We start from the raw sequence: 21023 nt of genomic DNA, 5'->3' as shown, positions 1-21023 counted from the left end.
ATATTTTTCATATTATGATTCAGGTGAAAATGATTTTAAGGAGGAATTATTCATGTCACGTCTCTTTGAACGAGCGCAACAATTCGGGAAATCGTTCATGTTGCCGATTGCTGTCTTACCGGCAGCAGGACTATTGTTAGGGATTGGGGGCGCATTGTCTAACCCAAATACGGTACAAGCATATCCGTTTCTTGACATCGACTGGTTGCAACATCTGTTCACGATTATGGCAGCCGCAGGTTCGATTGTATTTGCGAACTTGGCTGTATTATTTGCTATCGGTGTCGCTGTTGGACTTGCGAAGTCTGATAAAGGAACGGCCGGTTTGGCGGCAATGCTTGGTTATTTGATTATGAATGCGACCATCAACGCTATGCTTCAGATTACAGGAGAGTTGATGGAAACGAACTTAGCAAGTGCCGGTCAAGGAATGGCACTTGGAATCCAAACACTCGAAACCGGTGTGTTTGGCGGGATATTGATTGGGATTGTCACGGCACTCTTGCATAACCGCTATAACAAGCAAGTACTTCCACAGTTTCTTGGCTTTTTCAGCGGATCACGCTTTGTTCCGATTATTACATCATTCGTGGCGATTGGTGTTGGGATTGGACTCTATTTCATTTGGCCGACGGTACAGAATGGGATTTTCTCACTAGGTGGTATCGTTGAGAAAACAGGTTATATTGGAACGTTCATCTATGGGTTCGTCCTAAGGATGCTTGGGCCATTCGGGTTGCACCATATTTTCTACATTCCGTTTTGGACTACTGGACTCGGGGGCTCAATGGTCATCGACGGTACATTGATTGAAGGAACACAAAAGATTTTCTTCGCACAATTGGCTGATCCAAATACGACACAGTTCTATGAGGGGACAGCGCGTTTCATGTCTGGACGATTCATCACGATGATGTTTGGTCTTCTCGGTGCAGCGCTTGCGATGTATCACTGTGCCAAACCAGAGCAAAAGAAAGTCGTATTCGGTCTCTTGTTTTCTGCCGCACTCACATCGTTCTTGACGGGAATCACGGAACCCCTCGAATTCGCGTTCTTATTCGTGGCACCAGTCCTCTATTTGGTCCATGCCATCTTTGATGGACTTGCCTTTATGATGGCCCACATCTTTGAGATTACAATTGGTCAAACGTTTTCCGGAGGATTCATCGACTTTATTTTATTCGGGGTTTTACAAGGGAATGACAAGACGAACTGGATGCTCGTACCGGTCATCGGTGCCTTCTGGTTCTTGCTCTACTACGTTACGTTCCGCTTCCTAATCACGAAGTTCAACTTCATGACACCAGGACGCTCGGATGAGGTAGCGAAGACGGCAGACATCGCAGCATCAGGTCGTACAACAGCCATCATTGCGGCACTAGGTGGCGATGATAATATTGAGACGGTCGATTGCTGCGCGACACGCCTCCGCGTTACCGTTAACGACAATCAACATGTCCGTGAAGACTTGTTGAAAGATACAGGCGCGCATGGGGTAGTTCAAAAAGGGAATGGGATTCAGGTAATCTACGGTCCTTCTGTTACAATTATTAAGAATGAAGTCCAAGAGGCGTTAGGCCGGGGCGAATAACAAATGTGTTGGAGGGAAGAACCGTGTGGGAGCAAATGAAGCACGTGTATTCAGAAATGACAGACAGTGAGAAAAAGATTGCGGATTATCTGATGGCAAACATGAATGAGGCAATCGAAATGAACATTACCGATTTAGCAAATGCGATTACGACTTCTCCAGGAACCATCACGCGGTTTTGCAAAAAAATCGGAGTGGGAAGTTATAGTTCACTGAAGCTCATGATGCAAAAGACGTTGACGGAAACGAATTTGCCCCAAACAACTTCGCTCGAACCGATGCAGCGATCATATATTGAATTGATTCAGAAAACCGCTCATTTGATTGATCAAGACGAGTTGCTCGCTATTTGTAAGGAAATTACTTCGAGCCGTTCCATCCATTTGTATGGATTGGGCAACGCTGGACTGGTTGCTCAAGAGATGGAATACAGGTTGAGACGGATGGGACTGTTGGCAACTACGGCTTTTGATAGTCATAGCATGGTCATGGACGCGTCGATTGTCACTGCAGAAGATTTGGTCATTGCTTTCTCAAACAGTGGAGAAAGTCGAGAAGTCGTCCAAGCCGTTCAACTCGCAAAAGAATCGGGCTGTACGACAGTCGCGTTCGTCGGATATCAGCATTCGCCACTTGCCGAGCTTGCCGACTATCGTTTGTTGACCGCCGGTGCATCAGGAGAGGCATTCTTGATTAATACCCAACTCCCGCTTCTCTTTACGGCAGATGCGGTGACGAAAACATTGATGGAGACGAATGAAGCATTAAAAGCGCACTACATGCGAACGCTTAAAGCGCTTGATCGTTTAAAAGAAAGAAGTGAATAATCAGTATGACAACATTACCGACTGGATTGATTGTTTCGTGCCAGGCTTTAGAAAATGAACCGCTCCATAGTGAGTTCATTATGGGACGGATGGCCATCGCGGCCGTTCAAGGTGGCGCCAAAGGAATTCGGGCCAATTCAGCGAAAGATATTCAAGAAATTAAAAAACAGGTCGCTGTTCCGATTATCGGCATCGTCAAACGTGACTATGAAGACAGTGACGTTTTTATCACGGCAACGATGAAAGAGGTCGAAGAGTTGATTGAAGTCGGCGTGGACGTAATCGCCCTCGATGCGACACAACGCCTCCGACCGAACGGGGTGACGCTTCAAGAGTTGGTGCATGCCATTCGTTCGATTTATCCGAAACAGGCAATCATGGCGGATTGTGCAACACTCAACGATTGTATCGAAGCGGATCGTCTTGGTTTTGACTATATTTCGACAACGCTACATGGATATACAAAAGAGACAAACGGATCTCTCCTCTACCATGATGATTTCAAGTTTCTAAAAGATGTGTTAGACCACGTGTCTCGACCGGTTATCGCAGAAGGGAATATTTTGACACCTGAGATGGCGAAGCGTTGTATGAATTTAGGAACATATGCTGTCGTCGTAGGTGGAGCGATTACTCGCCCGCATCAAATTACCGCACGGTTTGATGAGGCACTCGCTTCCAGTTTGAAGAGTCCGCTGTAAGAATGAATCAATCAGGACGCTATTCAATACCTCACGACGCGATGGACGTCGTGAGGTATTTTTTATATATCGGTACAGGGAAAGACCAAACTGTTCGATATAATGAGTGTGGATGATTTTTAGCGTGGAGGTGCCATATGCACTCATATGAGTTTCAAATGTATCGGAATTTCGATAAACTAGCGATTGACTTGATTGAGTTAGCAGTGGTTCGGATGTTCAGTTACTATTTAGAACTCGAACGTCGTGCCTCACGGGACGAATTGACGGATCTTTATAACAGACATTACTTGTATAACTATTTTGAGACGAATCCGAATCTAGGTGGGGCACTGTGCTTGATTGATTGAGATGGGTTCAAGTGTGTGAATGATACATTCGGTCATGATGAGGGGGACCTTGTCTTGAAAGAAGTGGCGCTTCGCCTGAGACGTTTGATAGAGCCGATTCCTGATTCAAAAGTGTATCGCTTAGGCGGGGATGAATTTCTAGTTAAAATCGCACACGCGTTATCAAAAGAGACTGTCATCGGGTATGCTGAACAGATCTTGTCTGTATTGAAAGAATGGGACGACCATCTCCCGTTGTCAGCGAGCATCGGCATCGCTCAATATGATTCCGACGAACAGGCGGATCTCAGCCGATTGTTGAAAGTGGCGGACGTTGCACTATACCAATCTAAATCGAGCGGGAAGAACACATATCATTTTGATCAATAACACCAATAGTCTAAACCGATGGATTGTCATTGGTTTAGCCTTTTTTTGCATTCAGCAACAAGAAACCGATTGTCGTGAAGGAATCGAATGAAAAACGGGTACTGATTAGAGCATCGGTTTTTGCCCGATTACGGCGACCGTATGATAGTCACGGGAGTCCGGTCCACGTTGTACCGATACATCCTTGAATCCGAGGTTCACCGCCGCGGGGATGAATTGATTCCGAACCATCTCGGAGATGTCGTTCCATTCGATCTCACCTTTCCCGTCACAGTAGGTGATGACAAATGTGCCATTCGGTTTCAAGACGCGTTCGATTTCAGACAGAACGGTCGTGACATCTCTCCAGAAATATAGTGTGTGAATGCTGAACACGTGATTGATGGATGCGTCCGTCACCTCAAGTTGATGCAAATCTCCTTGGATCAAGTTGGCCCGTTTTGTATGAATCGAAGCCTGATTGCGCTGTCTTGCTGAATCGATGATTGTTTTAGATCGGTCGAGACCCATGACATGTACGTCAGGATGTCGTTGAAGGATGGTTGCCATCGCATCACCAGCCCCGCACCCGAGCTCTAAAATCGATGTACCGGATTGAATATGTAACTGTTCAATCGTCCATTTGACTTCAATTCGGTGTTGGCGCACCATCTTTTCCCCGATATATTTTCCGACAGGGCCGCGTGGATTTTCATACTGACTGTCCACCCAGTTTTTGAACACTTGTGGGAGCATACTGTCACCTCACTTTGAAAGTAGCTCGATTGTAGCATATTGATGAGACAAAGGAGTCAACAACATGCGTTCATTTTGGATACTCGGCAACCAACTCTCGCACGAGCTTGCGATGCTGAAGGATGTAAAAAAAGATGACGTTATCGTCATGATCGAGGCGACGTCGCGCGCGACGTGGCGTCCGTACCATAAACAAAAGCTCGTCCTCATCTTCTCTGCGATGCGACACTTTGCGGAAGAATTGCGCGATAAAGGATACACCGTGGATTATCACGAGGCGGATTCGTTCCAAGAGGCATGGGACAATCATGTGAAACAGTACAGTCCGGACGAAATTCATGTCACCGCCGTCACGGACGAACCGATGGCGAAAAAACTGAAACAATTCGCGAAGAAGCATAAACTGGTCGAACATACGGATGTTCCGCTCTTCTACTTATCAAAAGAGGAAGCGACCGAGACGCTCGGGAATGAGCCGTGGCGAATGGATCGTTTTTATCGCCACATGCGGAAGCGATTCGATGTCTTGCTCGAAGAGGGGAAGCCACGTGGTGGGAAATGGTCGTTTGATGCGGATAACCGAAAACCGCCGAAAGAAGGACTATCGTTCCCATCGGCCGTTCATTTTCGTCCAGATTCAATCACGAAAGACGTTATCGAAAAAGTCGAGTCGACGTTCTCGGAACATCCGGGGGAGGTGACCCCGTTCCATTGGCCGGTCACACATACCGAGGCGAGACGTGCGCTAAAACGGTTCGTAGAAGAACGACTTGAAACGTTCGGTCCGTATCAAGATGCGATGATGACGGATGAACCGGAGATGTCGCACAGTCTATTGTCGGCTGCCATCAATATCGGTCTACTGACACCGCGAGAAGTCGTTGATGCGGCATGTCAGGCGGATGCACCGCTATCGTCGATTGAAGGATTCGTCCGGCAAATCCTCGGTTGGCGAGAGTACATGCGCGCCGTCTATCTTTCTGTCATGCCCGGTTATGAAGACGTGAACACGTTCAAGCATGAACGCGACTTACCGTCCTTCTTCTGGGATGCGAAGACGGAGTTGAACTGTCTGCATCAAAGTTTGAAACCGGTCGTCGCACATGCCCACAATCATCATATCCAACGACTGATGGTGCTCGGAAACTATGCGACATTGTTTGAAATCAATCCGAAGCAGACGAGCGACTGGTTCAACGAGATGTATATCGATGCCTATGACTGGGTCGTCTTACCGAACGTACTCGGGATGGCCCTTCATGCGGACGGTGGAAAGCTCGCCACAAAACCGTATGTCGCTTCCGGAAAATATATCGACCGGATGAGTGACTACTGTCGGGATTGCCCATACAACCCAAAACATACGACAGAAGACGACGCCTGTCCGTTCAACGCCCTCTATTGGCAGTTCATCGATCGTCACGAAGAACGATTCTCGAAAAACCAGCGGATGAAGATGATGGTCCGTAATTGGCAGGGACGGGATGATGACGTGAAAGCCGACATCTTAGCGAAAGCCGAACAGACATTGACCGATTCCCCGTGAATCGGTTTTTTTACGTTCTCTTCATGAAACTTTGCGATTCCTTTATCGTGTCTTTACAATCGTTCGTTACGATAGGAGCTGTGAGACCCCCTCACTCCAAGTGAATAGTTACCGGTAGAACCTTTGAGAGACCAACAGAAGCCCGTACGTCGATGACGTGTCGTTTCTGTTGGTCCTTTTTTTTCAAGAAAGGATGATTCAAGTGAATGAAGCGATTGCACGAATCGGACAAGAACGGATGATTGCCTCCATCAAGAGTCCGAAACAAATCGAAGCGTTTTTACGGACGGATGTGACGACGACGTTTCTCATGATGGGAACGCTCAGTACACTCGACCGCTATGTGGCGCACTTAAAGCGAGAGAATCGAACAGTATTCCTCCACGCTGAGCGAATCAATGGCATCAGCCTCGACCGGGACGGCATCGATTACCTCGCCAAACGTGTCGGCGCCGACGGGATTGTCACCACGAAAGCGTCGGTCCTTCAGCATGCGAAGCGGGCGGGACTGTTGACGGTACAACGACTGTTTCTCGTCGACTCGGATGCGGTCACGAGCGGGCTCAAGCTCGCCGAGGCGCAACAACCGGATGCGATCGAACTGATGCCCGGTTTGATTCCGAGCGTCGTCGAGAAGATTTCCCGGGAAGTCTCCTTTCCGATTGTGACGGGTGGCATGATTCGTCAACCGATTGACGTGCACCGCGCCCTCGATCACGGGGCATTCGCCGTATCGACTGGGGATGAACGACTTTGGCACGCACAAAGTCGAAAGGAGGAATTAGCATGAAATCAATACAACTACAACAATTGGCAAAATCATTCGGAGAGACGGAAGTCATTCGAGGGATTGATGTGACGATTGAAGCGGGGGAGTTCTTCGCACTCGTAGGTCCTTCCGGCTGCGGGAAGAGTACGATGCTTCGGATGATCGCCGGGCTCGAATCGATCACGAGCGGCACACTTCGTATCGACGGCGTGGCGGCAAACGGGATGAAGCCGAGTGAGCGTCACTTGTCGATGGTGTTTCAAAATTACGCTCTCTACCCACATATGACGGTTGAGAAAAATATTACGTTCGGTCTACACACGAAAGGACTGACGAAACTCGAGCAGCGAGAGCGGTGCCTACAGGCGGCCGAGACACTTGGGCTCACCGATTATATGAAACGGAAGCCGCGCGAGCTCTCAGGTGGTCAGAGGCAACGGGTCGCGTTGGCACGTGCCATCGTGACCGAGGCACCCATTTGTCTGATGGATGAGCCGCTTTCGAACTTGGACGCGAAACTACGGGCGAAGATGCGTTCAGAGATTCGCCAGTTACAGCGAAAACTCGGACTGACGATGATTTATGTCACCCACGACCAAGTCGAGGCGATGACAATGGCGGACCGCATCATGCTCCTCAATGAGGGAGAAGTGCAACAAGTCGGAAAGCCGCTCGACTTATATAACAAACCGGCGAATACGTTCGTCGCCTCGTTTATCGGATCGCCCCCGATGAACTTAGTAGAGGTCACCCGACAAGAGAGAGGGTGGATGGCAGCGGACGGACGTCTGTTCCATCCGAACGCATTGACAGAAATGTCAGAGGCGACGCTCGGCGTACGTCCGGAACAAATTAAACCGGCAGACGAAGACGTGACGTTTTATGCAGAGTTGAAAAACATCGAAGTACTCGGGACCGAGACGATTCTCGCCTTCGATGTCGGTGGTAATGAATGGTTGGCGAAATGGCCAGGACAATGGCCGCTCACCGTCGGAGAAAAAGTGGCGTGTTATGTGGACCCGAAACAGATGTCGCTATTTGATACGAACGGGCAGCGCATTGAGCCACGACAACCGAAACTGTTTGAGGCGTTGGAGGTGTTCCAATGACGGTCGCCTTACCGAGAGAGAAAGTCCACACGCGACTGTCGGACGCAGCGAGCGGATTGTTGTACTTGTCTCCGTCTATCGTCTTGTTTGGTGTCTTCCTTGTCTACCCGCTTCTGCGAACGATTTATTTAAGTTTTTTCCGAACCGACACACAAGGGACACCACTCGAATTTGTCGGAGTGGGGCACTACAGCAACCTGTTCACGAGTGCGGCATTTTGGCAAAGCATTCAGGCGACGGTTGGATTCGTTCTCTTGACGGTCCCGCTCACGATTCTCGTTGCGCTCGGTCTCTCACTCCTCGCCAATGAGAAGTTGAAAGGAATCGGCATCTTCCGAACGGCTTTTTCGGCGACGATGGGGATGAGCGTCGCGGCGTCATCGGTCATTTGGATGTTCATGTACAATCCGTCGATTGGCATTTTCAATCGGTTCCTCGAGGCGGTGGGGGCAAGTGGCGTCCAGTGGCTCCTTGATCCACAATATGCGCTTCTTTCCGTGTCGCTCGCGACCGTCTGGATGAACATCGGCTTCACGTTCTTGATTCTGCTCGGAGGTCTGCAAAACATTGACCGAACGCTATACGAGAGTGCGGACATCGCCGGGACAAGTTACTGGACACAACTTCGCGCCATCACGATCCCAATGTTGTCGCCGACACTCTTCTTCGTCGGCATCATCTCACTCATCAACGCCTTCCAGACGTTCGGGCAGATTGATTTGTTGACGAAAGGCGGACCGACGAATGCGACGAACGTCATCGTCTATGCTATCTATAAAGATGCGTTCATCAACTACAACGTCGGGAGTGCCAGTTCCCAGGCCGTGCTCTTGTTTATTGCCGTCCTTCTGTTGACATGGCTCCAGTTCAAACTGGTCGAAAGGAAGGTGCATTACCAATGAGATTACGGAATGTAGGCGTATATATCTTACTCATCTTGAGTGCCGCCGTCATGCTGTTTCCAATCGGGTACGCATTCTCGATCAGTCTGATGGACGGAAAGGAAGTGCTCCAAGGGCATCTGCTTCCACGTGAGCCTTCATTTGAAAACTATGTGGCCGCGTTCGAGCGCATCCCGATGATGACATACCTGCTCAACAGTTTGATCGTCGCGCTCCTCGTGATGGTCGGACAGGTCGTCTTGTCGAGTCTAGCGGCGTTCGCCTTTGTTTTCATCGACTTTAAAGGAAAAGGGCTCATCTTCATGCTCTTCCTGGCGACGATGATGGTGCCGTGGGAAGCGACGATGGTGCCAAACTTTTTGACAATCCAGTCGCTCGGCTGGCTGAATAGCGTCTGGGGACTGTCTGTGCCGTTCTTCGCACTCGCATTCGGGACGTTCTTACTTCGGCAACAGTTTAAAACGATTCCGTATGAGATGTACGAGGCGTCCCAAATTGCTGGAATCAGTCGCTTCCGTTTCTTTTGGAACGTCGTCTTGCCGGTCTCGAAGACACCGCTCGTCACATTGTCAGTGTATAGCTTTTTAACGACTTGGAATATGTACTTATGGCCGCTTCTCGTCACGAACACGGAACAGGCGAGGACGGTCCAAATCGGAATCAAGCAGATGCAGTCGAACGAGGTCGCCTCGGACTGGGGCGTCGTCATGGCGGCGGTCATCTTGATTATCATTCCGACACTTTTATTGTTATTCGCAGGACAAAAGCACTTGCAAGAAGGGTTGACGCAAGGCGCAATCAAATAATAGGGGGACATGACAAATGAAAAAGCTTGGATTATTCGCAGGGTTGGCAAGTTCGGTGTTACTACTCGGGGCATGTGGAAGTGAAGAAGCGGCGCCGGTCGCGGCGACGACGGAAGAAGGAAAGACAGAGGTCGTCTTTTGGCACGCGATGAGCGGTGACTTGGAGACAGCATTAAACAGTCAGGTCGATGCGTTCAATGCTTCGCAAGACGACTATGAAGTGAAGCCAATCTTTCAAGGAACGTACGAGGAAGCGCTGACGAAGTTCAATGCGGTCGCCGGCTCGGAAGACGCGCCTGCCATCATGCAGACGTTTGAGGTCGGGACGAAATACATGATCGACTCGAACAAGATTACACCAGTTCAGGAGTTCATCGACAAAGAGGACTTTGACACGAGTGTGTGGGAAGAGAATATCTTGAGTTACTATCAGGTCGATGGCAAACAATACTCGATGCCGTTCAACTCATCGACACCGGTCCTCATCTATAACAAGGAGGCGTTTGAAAAAGCAGGGTTCGACCCGGAGAAGGCGCCACGGACGTATGACGAGTTGAAAGAGGCGGCGAAGAAGTTGACGACGGACGGTCAGACCGGCTTCACGATGCTCAACTATGGTTGGTTCTTTGAACAGCTCGTGGCTGCACAAGGTGGGCTGTACGTCGACAACGATAACGGACGAAGCGATGAGCCGACGAAGGCGGTGTTCGATGGGGAAGAAGGTCAGAATGCGTTCAACCTCATCAAAGAGATGTACGATGAGGAGACGTTCCTAAACGTCGGTCAGAACTGGGACGATATGCGTGCGGCATTCCAATCTGGAAAAGTCGCCATGTATCTTGATTCGTCAGCAGGAATCCGGACCGTTGCGGACAACGCAGACTTTGAAATCGGCGCATCGTATTTACCAGTACCGAATGAAGCAGATCGTCAAGGTGTCGTCATTGGAGGGGCTTCACTCTGGATGGGTGACGGGATTGCTGACGACACGAAAGAAGGTGCATGGGAGTTCATGAAGCATGTGTCATCAACGGAAGCACAAGCGCAGTGGCATGTCGATACAGGATACTTCGCCATCAATCCTGAAGCGTACAACGAACCAGTCGTGAAAGAGATGTGGGCGAAATATCCACAGCTCAAAGTGACGGTCGACCAACTCAGTGAGACGAAGGCGTCACCGGCGACACAAGGTGCGCTCATCTCGACATTCCCGCAATCACGTCAAAGCGTCGTCAACGCGATGGAAAGTTTGTATCAAGGCGTGTCGGTCGAAGAGGCATTGAAGCGTGCGGCTGACGAGACGACTTCCACCTTGGGGCAGTGACATGTTGATTTACGCACATCGTGGCTATAGCGCCAATTACCCGGAAAATACGCTGTCGGCGTTCGAGGCGGCTCTCCCGTACGTGGACGGAATCGAGCTGGACTTACAGTTATCAAAGGACGGTCGCCTCGTCGTCATTCATGACGAGACCGTCGACCGGACGACAGACGGGACCGGATGGGTGAAAGACATGACACTACAGGAACTACGTTATTTGAAGATTGACGGGTTTGAGCGTATTCCGACGCTCGAAGAAGTGCTCGGGTTGATTGAACAGAGTGATGTCACGCTGAACATTGAACTGAAGACGGATCGACTAGACTATCCGGGCATCGAACGCCTCGCTTGGCTCGCCGTCAACGAGTTTCAGCTGACTAATCGAGTTGTCTTCTCCTCATTCAATCGGGAGACGCTCGTCCGAATGCGGGATGTGGCGCCCCACGCACGTCTTGCGGTCTTGACGCTCACGGGCGAGTCGGACATCGTCTCTTTTGCTGAGACGATTCGGGCCGAGGCGATTCATGCTCAGGTTGAATTTATCGGTTCAACTGCATGGGAAGACATGAGGCGCACGTCACTTGAGGCACGTCTCTACACAATCAACAACGTGAAGGACCTACCTCCGTTTCCGGTTTCAGCCATCATGACGGATGAAGTCGAACGGTTCGTGAAATAAGCAAACGAAAACCCAGCTCCTTCAATAGAGGGAGCTGGGTTCATTCATGTCATGATTGGTTCTGATGTTTCATAAGTCGAGACGACGACTTGATTGCGTCCTTCGTTCTTCGCTTGATAGAGCGCTGAATCCGCAAGGTCGACCATACGCTTGATGGAAAGGGCGGTACCATGGGCGACACCTACAGATGTAGTGATTTGAATCGGAGGAAAGTTATTTAAATAAAATACTTCAGTGGCAATTCGTTCCCGAATGCGATTAGCCACTTTTTCCACTTTTTTTGGGGTCAAGTCGTATATCAAGATGACGAATTCTTCTCCGCCGATGCGAGCGACCGTATCGTGGGCACGTGTCTCCACCTTAAGGATGTCAGCAAACTGTTGCAAGACGAGATCACCATTACCGTGACCATATGTATCGTTCACTTGTTTGAAATGATCGATGTCGAGAGCGAGGACGTTGTAGGTACGATCTTCTTCTCCAAGTGTGGCGGTATAACGATCCCAGACTCGACGATTGAACAATCCGGTCAAGTGGTCTCTTTCGGAAGATTGCTTATACTCGAGCGCGCGTCGAGTCGTCTTCTCTAAATCAATCGTGAGCGTACTCGAGAGCAGCCCGACGAGCATGCCGACCATCCAAATGGTCAAAACGAGGGAGACAAAAGCAGGACCCCATCCCATATTGATGAATATGGTGATGGAGATGATAAAGAGCGCCCATATATTTAAGAAGATACTTTGCAGGAAGAGGCGTTCTAACAAAAGTCGGTGAATCCAAAGCATGCCGATGCTGACGATGAACGTCGCGATAAAGGCAATCACAGCCTGCTCGGTCACTCCAAACAAGAAACGCGTACTCGCGATAACAAGTGTGGCAATCAACAATGGAGACCGGGCTCCGTAAAAAGCGAGTAAGACGAGTGGTAGGTGACGTAAATCTACACGAACTGTGTCATTGGCTTCAACGGCGTTATACATAAAAAAAAGACCTAGCGCACCTGCCATCAAACCGATGATGAAGCCACGGAGACGCTGTGAATTAAATAGAGAAGAGTGATAAATTTTTGAAATCACATAAAACCCGGTGAATGCGACACAGGCATTGAGCAATAGAACAGTGAGCGTCATTCTTTCACGACCTTTTTCATAGACTATACGTTAACCGTAGCAGTCTGCAAAATAATGTCAATCGTAAAGTGTTCACCATATATCAAAAAGCAGGTCCGAAATGATTGTGGACCTGCTGCGTGTTTCTCATTCGAAGGAATGAAGAATAATATTGGATACTTCGCCATTGAGGTGATGCCGTAATGAGTGATCGACTGGATAAATACGACTTGAAAACACGTATTCACCTTCATTTACAAAAACTTCGATGGAAGATGAATCTACAAATATACGCATGCGCTCACATCTTTCGTTAATTCGTCGCCGTTCGTTGTCTCGGGTGAGTTGGATGTGCTCGTCGGTTGCAGACAGTGTAACAGTACCTTCGAAGCCACTGAACTGGAATGTCCCTTTCACATCGAATTCTAGTTCGAAAGCTTTTCCTGTAAAGGAATCAGATTCAAGCGAGATTGAAGATTGCCGAAGCGATTTCATTTCTTCGACTGGCTTCATCCATAGACGCCCATTTTTTACGGTCAACTCACGAGGGATCGTCATTTGGTTCGTCCAACCTTCTTGTTGTTCTGGCCAGTCTCGTTCCCACATCGCATTCCAAGCGATAAGGATTCGCCTACCGTTGTCGTCTAAAAAAGTTTGGGCAGCATAAAAATCGTGACCATAATCCAACTCTGTGAACGAACCATGGGTGAAACGTGGTGTCGTCACGTCAAGATCACCTATAAAATAACCACATTGATGTAAGTTTTGATAGCGATCTCCTTCTCTTTCCATTCCTTGAGGAGATAGTAACAAAATCTCATGCCCGTCGAGATGAAACAGGTCAGGACATTCCCACATCCACCCATGTTGACCGGTCTCACCCGCAATGATTCCTCGTTCTCTCCAATGCAATGCGTCGTCAGATTCATAAAGGATAACTTTTCCATCCGTTTCATCACGCGTCCCGAGAACCATATAATATTGGCGATCGTCACCCCACACTTTTGGATCTCGGACATGGGCGTTTCCACGTGCAGGAATCCCTGAAATGAGAGGATTTCTAGCGCTTTTCTGAAATGTAATTCCATCGGTGGAAGTAGCGAGACATTGGACTTGACGCAACGTTTCGCGTTTTTCGTCTAACCACGTGTTTCCTGTGTAATACAGATGTAGTACCCCATCTTTTACTAAAGCGCTTCCTGAGAACACGCCATCCTTGTCATAGTCATCTCCAGGGCGCAACGCAATCGGTTTATGTTCCCAATGAACGAGATTGGTCGATGTGGCGTGACCCCAGTGCATATCGTCCCATTCGACACCGAACGGATGGTATTGATAAAACAAATGATACACACCGTTGAACTGACAGAGTCCGTTCGGGTCATTCATCCAGCCGAACGACGGAGCGAAGTGGTAGAGCGGACGATATGTCATACGGATAACACTTCACTTGTGAACGTATCGAGAATGGTTTGTTTCTCCCCATAAACCTCGATTACGAGTGGTTTCGTTGAAGGAGAGCGACGTGTGACGGTAACTTGGTCATGTGTTGCCCAAATATCGAGTGTTTCTCCTTTCCAGGCGATTGGAAAGCGTAGTTCATCCCAAGCTTTTGGTAACATTGGGGAGATGAGTAAGTTGCCAGAGGTCATTCGGACGCCACCGAAACCGTTGATGACAGCTTGCCAAATTCCACCGAGTGAAGCCGCATGAATACCAGCATCCGATGTTTTCATGTTCGGTCCAAGGTCAATCTCTGACGCTCGTCTGAACAAGTCATACGCAAGTTCTTGATCCCCAAGGTCTGAGGCGAGAACGCTATGAGTTGAAAGGGAAAGAGACGAGTCGTGAAGCGTTTTGGGCTCATAGTACTCCCAGTTGGACCGTTTAATTTCCGCTGAGAACAAATCCTCGAGTAAATACATTAGGATCATCACATCCGCTTGTTTTGAAACTTGAATCTCATTTACTTGTTCGAGGTTATAGTCATAAAATAGTGAGCCGACATTCTCTTGATTTTTATATTTGGTCAAATCGATGATTTCTTTTTGTAGATATGTGTCATCTTGTGGTAAAACACCGTCTTCCCGTACTTGTGGTAAGTAAATCAAGTCAAGGACATGGTGGAATCGTGTTTCGGTTGCTTGCAAATCGAGTTTTTCATTCAATCGCTCATACAGTTCAGGTTTTTCACGACGCAATAACTCGACGTACTCGATTGCTTTTTGAATATTCCAGTGCGCGGTATAGTTCGTGAACGCATTGTTGTTGACATGTTCTTTATATTCGTCTGGACCGACGACCTGATTAATTTCATAACGATTTTCAGACTCATTCCATTCAAGTCGGCTCGCCCAAAACTTGGCCGTGTCGATCAAAAGTTCATATCCGTATCGATCCATGAAATCTTGGTCTCCTGTGACGTGATAATACTGCCAAGCGGCGAAAGCGATATCTGATGTGATGTGTTGCTCGATAAAGCCGGACCAAATTTTTGTGGCCTCGCCAGTCACGATGTCTGCCGCACCCCAGATGGGTGTCACTTCTCCATCGTCTAGCCATGCTGATTCCCATGGGAACATCGCGCCATCGTATCCATTTTCATTCGCCTTGCGATGCGCTCCAGGTAGCGAAAGATAACGATACTCAAGCAAGCTACGAGCGATCGTTGGATTCGTGTACGTATAATACGGCAAAATAAAGATTTCCGAATCCCAGAATGTATGACCTTTATATCCTTCGCCGGACAAACCTTTCGCTCCGATATTCATCCGATTGTCGTGTTTCGGTGTCATGACCGCAAGGTGATATTGAGCAAATCGGATGGCTAATTGATCGAACATGTCTTTCGAGCGGATGGTGATGGGCGTACGCGACCAGACCAGTTCGTCAAAGGCCTGGACATGGTCAGCGAATAAACGATCATATCCTTTTGCCTCGACTTCACGTGTCGCATTCAATGCAAAGCTTGCAAGTTCCTCTGTCGTATCTGCTGTCATGTCGTGATCACGGGAAGTAAAGATTGTCGAATACTTCTCAATCGTCAACGTTTCATTCGCAGGGATTCTCACATCCGAGTAGTCAAAGAAAATTTGGCGACGATCCATCTTGATGATGGACATCGGCTCAATCGATTCGCGTTGATGGAATCGGTGGACACTGTGAAACACAAAATCGATGCCGGATTCTGTCGTTGTCTGGATTTGTTGCATGAAACGTCCATCGTACAGGCGTTTCGTACCTTCTAAAAAGTGTTGGACCCCACTGTTTGTCATTTGTCCATTAATGCCTGAAGTGAGTGAGAGCGTACTGTCTTGTTTCGGTGTAATCGTCACGCGTTGAGCAATCACATGCAAATGAGCCATCGATACAAAACGGCGGAAAGTTAGGTCATAGACATTTCCGTCAGGGCTTTGCCAAGTCACTTCGCGTACGAGTTCAGCTTTCTTTAGATTGAGTGTACGACGATATGTGAGGATCGTTCCTTGCGTCAAATCAAAACGAATCCCGTTTAACTTGAACTCCATCCATAGAATGTCCGCTGCATTCGGAAGTTCGGTCACTTCATTCTCAGCGAACTTATTAAAAGTCCCTGCCACGAATGAATTGCGCTTTTCATTCGCATAGTGTTCTTCGGTTACTGAGCGTAACCCCATATATCCATTTCCGAGGGAGAAGACCGCCTCTCCTTTTCCGAGCCATTCCGTACGAAATCCGTCTTCCGAAACGAGCCAATGTTGTAAATCTCCAGTACCAGTCGTGTAGTTCATCAAAGTGTTCGTCACGATGTAACCTCCTGTATAATAAAGCGCTTTCTTGATTCGACACCATTCTATCCGAAACGTTTCGGATAATCAATAGTGTTTTTATTATATTTTCTTTTATTTGTAACCGAAACGTGATTAAATGGGGTCAGAAACGTTTTAGGAAAGAGGGTCGACATGGAGCAACTGATCGCTAGTCTTGGGTTTCAATTAGATAAAGTGAAAATGTGGAGAACACAATCTATTTGGAAATCATTTTTTTATGTAGTAATCGCGGTTCTTTTAGCGAACATAGTCGTATACGGTGTGAAGTGGGCAAACCAATCTGCGGTAGGTCAAGAAGAGCTACCGCCTTTTCGTATTACTGAAGACGGTCTTCGTTACAATCAAGCGTTTTCGTTCGACGTCTCGGTGCTGGATTTGACGGTAATGATAGGGGGTGAAGGAGAAACGAACGCGCGGCAGGCGTTGGTGCTAAACGAAACAGGTTGGGCGTTCAAACGAAGTGGGGTTGAGACGGATTTGAATAGTTATCAATCTTTGCTGGATTTTGTGGGAAGGCCGGATGTGACGGAGCGAGATGTATATGCTCTGTTAGAGGAGTTGAACTGGTTCTATCCGATTTATATTTATGGGGCCATCTTGTTTGACTTGGTCCTTCACCTTCTTCTTCTTTCACTATTGGCGCTTGCGGGGCTCGGGTTTCGGCGCTTCGTTCCGATTCGTTATAAAGAAGCATGGACGATTACAGCATACGGCATTACAGCACCGCTTTTCGTGCGAACAGTAATCGCACTGTTGCCGATCAACGTGCCGATGCTGTCCGTATTGTATTGGGCAACTGTCGGAATCTTCGCTTTCATGACAATACGAAAAATCGGCGATGACTAATCAGCGCCGATTTTTTGTGACCGATTCTCGAAGAATCAGTTGATTGTTGACGAACACCTCGTGGGGGGTATCTTGCTCTTCGACAATGTTTACAATCATGGACGCAGCTTTGCGCCCCATTTCGTAAGGCTGTTGCCCGACTGTCGTAAGGGGGGGAGATACGTATTGGGACAAGAGAATGTTATCGAATCCGATGATGGACAAGTCGTCAGGCACGTTCAAGCCGAGTTCACGCGTCGCTTGAAGAACACCGAGTGCCATCACGTCAGATGCACAGAAGATTGCCGTGACTTCGGGGTGGTTCAGTAAAAATGGGAGAGCCACATTCTTTGAGGCGAGTTCCTCGAAGTCCCCGTTCAGCACATACTCGTCGCGAAAGTCGATTTCATGCTCATGCAACACTTGACGATAGGCGTCATATCGAACGGTCGAGACATAGGCGTTGGGGGAGCCGTTCATAAACGCAATGTGTTGATGTCCCAGTCGGATTAGATAACGTACGGCTTGTTTGGCGCTTTCGAGCTGGTTCGATGTTACGTAGCCGGTGTTCACCCCTTCGACTGGTATGTCGACCAGTACGCAAGGCACTGTGCTTTCGATCGCCTCGAGTAAATAAGGGTCGTCTCGCTTCAATCCTTGGATGACAACACCATCTAATTGACGTTCCGCACACATCTGACTATATGTCTTGTTCTTTTGCTTCGAAGTAGAAGTGGATAAAAGGACGAACTCGTAGTTAAGGTTTGATAACTCGTCTGACACACCGCATAACGTCTCGAACATGAAATTATCTTTAATACTCTCACGTTTTAAGTCGGTGACGAGGAACCCGATCGTGTTTGATTGCTTTTTGACTAGACTGCGCGCTAGGATGTTCGGGCTGTAGCCGAGCTCCTTTGCGACATCTAAAATTTTGTCTCGAGTCTCCTTGTTCACATCGTCATAGCCGTTCAAGGCACGAGATACGGTCGTAATCGAAAAACCAGATGCTTTGGAGACATCTTTTAATGTAGCCATGGTGAAAGACTCCTTTATATGAAAACGTTGTGATTAATTTGGGATTAATTTGATTATATATCTAGTTTAGCCTGTATACGAAAGACTTGTAAACCGCTTATTTAAAGGATTTTTAACAGGTATATAAAAAAGTTCTTGATTTCCGAAACGTTTCGGGTTTAAAATCTAGTTGTGAGTTGAAAGCGGTTACTTTGATTCGATTACAATTATTCTAGGAGGAAAATCACGATGAACAAGAAAGTTTCAAAGCCATTATCAATTGTCATGCTATCAGGGCTTGTTTTTACTGCAGCTTGCGGTGGTGAAGAGGAAGCGCAAGTCGCATCAAACCCATCTGATCTCGAAGGGAAAGAAATTACGGTCGGGACGTGGAAAGGGACAGATGCCGAAGTCAAGGCGTTTGATGAGTTATTAGCGGCCTTCACCGAAGAGACAGGTATTAAAGCAAAGAAGAAGGTCTATAATGATTATCAAACACAACTTCAAACGGACCTTGTCGGTGGAACGGCGCCAGACGTATTTTATGTCGATGCTTTTTTAGCACCTGAACTGTCTAAACAGGGTGTACTCGAGCCGCTTGATCAGTATATCGAGCAAGCAGAGAAAGATTTAGTCGACTTCTATGAACCGGCCATCAATGCTTTCAAATCAGACGATCAATTGTTCGGTCTGCCGAAAGACTATTCGACACTTGGTCTTTACTATAACAAAAAAATGATTGAAGGCGCAGGGTTCACAGCGGATGACATCCCATCTGACATGGGAGAGCTTCCAGGATTCTTGAAAGAGTTGAAAGGAAAACTCCCGTCTGGTGTGACGCCGGCAATTACAACATCCGAACTCGCGCGTCATATGTTTGTACTTCAATCAGGCGGCACGGAAGTCGTCGATGGGGACGGGATGGCGGTGTTGGCGCAATCTGATCAAATCGCTGCCATGCAACCCCTTGTAGATGCTTACCAAGATAAGCTCGTCCAACGTCCGGCCGATCTCGGTCAAGGGTGGGCCGGTGACTCGTTCGGAGCTGAAAAAGCGGCAATCATGATTGAAGGGAACTGGGCAATCTCCCATATTGAGCAAAACTTCCCGGACGTCGAAATGGGAACGAAAGAAGTGCCTACGATTGGTGGAAACAGTGGGTCGATGATGTTCACAGTATCGTATTCGCTCAATAGCGATTCGGAAGAAAAAGCAGCCGGATGGGAGTTTATCAACTATGCTACGTCAAAAGACGGTATGAAGATTTGGTCTGAAGGGGCAGGTGTCCTCCCGTCACTCAAATCGATTGCAGAGGAACTCAACCTTCAAGACGATGAATTGAAAGCGCCATTCGTTGCGGCTGGGGCTTATGCGACACCTTGGCAAAAAGGAGATTCATTGTCAATCGTTGCTCGTGAGTATAACAACTTGTTACCGGCAGCTTTAAAAGGTGACATGACACTCGAAGAAGCGATGAAAAAGGCGGAAGAAACAGCGAATAAAGATATCGAGACGCAATTGAAATAAAGAAACAATTGGGCTCGCGTAACTGCGCGAGCCTTACTGTGTTCGGAAAGGAAGGGTTCTATGGACACACAGCTCGAAATCAACCGACGTACTGATACGGCATCACAAGCACCACCACCAAAGAAAAAGAAAGGTAGTGAACGTGATCGTCGTGAGGCGGTACAGGGGATGACATTTATGTTGCCGACGCTAATTATCTTGGTGACATTCACATTGCTTCCAATTGCGTATTCTCTGTTCTTGTCGTTTACACGCGTGAATTTATTTGGTGGGATCGACTTTCAGTGGGTCGGCTTGGACAACTACGTCAACGCGTGGAACGATGACCGGGTATGGACAGCGTTAAAAAATACATTCCGTTACGCCCTGTTCGTTGTGCCGATTCAAACGGCAATCGCACTTCTTATGGCTGCCGTCTTAAATTCGGGAATTCGTTTTCAAAACACGTTTCGGACGATTTACTTTTTGCCGACACTTACTTCAAGTTCGGCACTCACGATGATTTTCATGTTTTTATTCAGTTTAAATGGTCCGATTAACAACGTCCTCGTCAGTTTTGGATTATTAGATACGCCAATTAACTTTATCAATGAAACAGATTTCGCATTGACGACCATCATGGTCATGAACATTTGGTCGACTGTTCCATTTTTCATGACCATCTACTTGGCAGGGCTTCAAGATATTCCGTCTTCACTTTATGAGGCGGCATCGCTTGATGGTGCGAACGCGTGGCAAAAGCTGATGAAAATCACGGTTCCGAATCTGACACCTGTGACAAACTACGTTTTATTGATGGGAATCATTGGATGCTTCCAGTTGTTCGACCAAGCATATATCATCTCAGGAGGGACTGGCGGACCGAACAACGCGACGCTCACCTTCTCGCTCATCATTTATCAATATGCGTTCAAGACGATTGGGACGATGGGATACGCTTCTGCCCTTGCGATCATTTTGACAGCAATCATCTTCACCGTGTCGATGATTGCCCGTAAATTGAACAAAGAAGAGTCTAACTATTAAGGGGG

At 47.9% G+C, this 21023-nt stretch carries 19 protein-coding genes and 1 pseudogene; 15 read left to right on the top strand and 5 right to left on the bottom strand.

Annotated elements, in window-relative coordinates; genetic code table 11:
* The first annotated feature begins 52 nt into the window (after nt 1-52).
* The 5 genes and pseudogenes from KNO95_RS08470 to KNO95_RS08450 all read left to right on the top strand — a co-directional run.
* Nucleotides 53-1591: a maltose/glucose-specific PTS transporter subunit IIC gene (locus KNO95_RS08470; RefSeq protein WP_214878713.1), complete on the top strand. Its 1539-nt coding sequence runs from the start codon at nt 53-55 to the stop codon at nt 1589-1591.
* A gap of 23 nt (nt 1592-1614) precedes the next feature.
* Complete coding sequence (locus tag KNO95_RS08465) at nt 1615-2418, top strand: MurR/RpiR family transcriptional regulator (protein ID WP_214703183.1); 804 nt, start codon at nt 1615-1617, stop codon at nt 2416-2418.
* 5 nt (nt 2419-2423) lie between these two features.
* The gene (locus KNO95_RS08460) at nt 2424-3119 is read left to right on the top strand and encodes an N-acetylmannosamine-6-phosphate 2-epimerase (protein WP_214703184.1); all 696 of its coding nucleotides are present in this window, start codon (nt 2424-2426) and stop codon (nt 3117-3119) included.
* A gap of 137 nt (nt 3120-3256) precedes the next feature.
* Entirely contained in the window at nt 3257-3469 is a 213-nt protein-coding gene (locus KNO95_RS08455) for a hypothetical protein (protein ID WP_214878711.1), read from the top strand.
* 12 nt (nt 3470-3481) lie between these two features.
* Nucleotides 3482-3838 (top strand): annotated as a pseudogene (locus tag KNO95_RS08450) (GGDEF domain-containing protein); the annotation flags it as partial.
* Nucleotides 3839-3943: 105 nt separating this feature from the next.
* On the opposite strand, the gene KNO95_RS08445 reads toward KNO95_RS08450, so the two are convergent.
* Nucleotides 3944-4573: a class I SAM-dependent methyltransferase gene (locus KNO95_RS08445; protein ID WP_214703186.1), complete on the bottom strand. Its 630-nt coding sequence runs from the start codon at nt 4571-4573 to the stop codon at nt 3944-3946.
* A gap of 64 nt (nt 4574-4637) precedes the next feature.
* Here KNO95_RS08445 and KNO95_RS08440 point away from each other — a divergent pair, with 64 nt between their 5' ends.
* The 7 genes from KNO95_RS08440 to KNO95_RS08410 all read left to right on the top strand — a co-directional run bounded on the left by KNO95_RS08440 (nt 4638) and on the right by KNO95_RS08410 (nt 11705).
* Nucleotides 4638-6119: a cryptochrome/photolyase family protein gene (locus KNO95_RS08440; RefSeq protein ID WP_214878706.1), complete on the top strand. Its 1482-nt coding sequence runs from the start codon at nt 4638-4640 to the stop codon at nt 6117-6119.
* Nucleotides 6120-6321: 202 nt separating this feature from the next.
* Nucleotides 6322-6909 carry a glycerol-3-phosphate responsive antiterminator gene (locus tag KNO95_RS08435; protein WP_483297733.1) on the top strand — a complete coding sequence of 196 codons (588 nt, stop codon included), beginning with the start codon at nt 6322-6324 and terminating at the stop codon, nt 6907-6909.
* Nucleotides 6906-7997 carry an ABC transporter ATP-binding protein gene (locus KNO95_RS08430; protein WP_214878703.1) on the top strand — a complete coding sequence of 364 codons (1092 nt, stop codon included), beginning with the start codon at nt 6906-6908 and terminating at the stop codon, nt 7995-7997. Before KNO95_RS08435 ends, KNO95_RS08430 begins: the two co-directional genes overlap by 4 nt.
* The gene (locus KNO95_RS08425; protein WP_214703190.1) at nt 7994-8899 is read left to right on the top strand and encodes a carbohydrate ABC transporter permease; all 906 of its coding nucleotides are present in this window, start codon (nt 7994-7996) and stop codon (nt 8897-8899) included. Before KNO95_RS08430 ends, KNO95_RS08425 begins: the two co-directional genes overlap by 4 nt.
* Nucleotides 8896-9705, top strand: coding sequence for a carbohydrate ABC transporter permease (locus tag KNO95_RS08420; protein ID WP_214703191.1), 810 nt, complete (start codon nt 8896-8898; stop codon nt 9703-9705). The genes KNO95_RS08425 and KNO95_RS08420 overlap by 4 nt, the downstream gene beginning before the upstream one ends.
* A 16-nt stretch (nt 9706-9721) precedes the next feature.
* On the top strand, nt 9722-11029 hold the full coding sequence (locus KNO95_RS08415) for an ABC transporter substrate-binding protein (protein ID WP_214878701.1): 1308 nt from the start codon (nt 9722-9724) through the stop codon (nt 11027-11029).
* Nucleotides 10992-11705 carry a glycerophosphodiester phosphodiesterase gene (locus KNO95_RS08410; RefSeq protein WP_214878699.1) on the top strand — a complete coding sequence of 238 codons (714 nt, stop codon included), beginning with the start codon at nt 10992-10994 and terminating at the stop codon, nt 11703-11705. The genes KNO95_RS08415 and KNO95_RS08410 overlap by 38 nt, the downstream gene beginning before the upstream one ends.
* A 44-nt stretch (nt 11706-11749) precedes the next feature.
* On the opposite strand, the gene KNO95_RS08405 is transcribed toward KNO95_RS08410, so the two are convergent.
* The 3 genes from KNO95_RS08405 to KNO95_RS08395 all read right to left on the bottom strand — a co-directional run bounded on the left by KNO95_RS08405 (nt 11750) and on the right by KNO95_RS08395 (nt 16584).
* On the bottom strand, nt 11750-12835 hold the full coding sequence (locus KNO95_RS08405) for a GGDEF domain-containing protein (protein WP_214878697.1): 1086 nt from the start codon (nt 12833-12835) through the stop codon (nt 11750-11752).
* Between the two features lie 126 nt (nt 12836-12961).
* Entirely contained in the window at nt 12962-14248 is a 1287-nt protein-coding gene (locus KNO95_RS08400; protein ID WP_214878695.1) for a glycoside hydrolase family 32 protein, read from the bottom strand.
* Nucleotides 14245-16584 (bottom strand): glycoside hydrolase family 65 protein, encoded by a 2340-nt coding sequence (locus tag KNO95_RS08395; protein WP_214878909.1) that lies wholly within the window; start codon nt 16582-16584, stop codon nt 14245-14247. Before KNO95_RS08395 ends, KNO95_RS08400 begins: the two co-directional genes overlap by 4 nt.
* 171 nt (nt 16585-16755) lie before the next feature.
* Here KNO95_RS08395 and KNO95_RS08390 point away from each other — a divergent pair, with 171 nt between their 5' ends.
* A complete protein-coding gene (locus KNO95_RS08390; protein WP_214878693.1) occupies nt 16756-17469 on the top strand; it encodes a DUF1189 family protein in 714 nt (237 codons plus the stop codon).
* On the opposite strand, the gene KNO95_RS08385 is transcribed toward KNO95_RS08390, so the two are convergent.
* Entirely contained in the window at nt 17470-18486 is a 1017-nt protein-coding gene (locus KNO95_RS08385; RefSeq protein WP_214878691.1) for a LacI family DNA-binding transcriptional regulator, read from the bottom strand.
* Nucleotides 18487-18714: 228 nt separating this feature from the next.
* Between KNO95_RS08385 and KNO95_RS08380 the strand changes: the two genes are divergently transcribed.
* Both KNO95_RS08380 and KNO95_RS08375 read left to right on the top strand, forming a co-directional pair.
* On the top strand, nt 18715-19992 hold the full coding sequence (locus KNO95_RS08380) for an ABC transporter substrate-binding protein (RefSeq protein ID WP_214878689.1): 1278 nt from the start codon (nt 18715-18717) through the stop codon (nt 19990-19992).
* A 60-nt stretch (nt 19993-20052) separates the two neighbouring features.
* A complete protein-coding gene (locus tag KNO95_RS08375) occupies nt 20053-21018 on the top strand; it encodes a carbohydrate ABC transporter permease (protein ID WP_214878687.1) in 966 nt (321 codons plus the stop codon).
* Nucleotides 21019-21023 lie beyond the last annotated feature (5 nt).

The sequence above is a fragment of the Exiguobacterium sp. ERU653 genome, from assembly GCF_018617775.1.
GTDB lineage: Bacteria > Bacillota > Bacilli > Exiguobacteriales > Exiguobacteriaceae > Exiguobacterium > Exiguobacterium marinum.
Note: the sequence above shows the minus strand (reverse complement) of the source record. Positions and strands in the feature narration are given on the sequence as shown.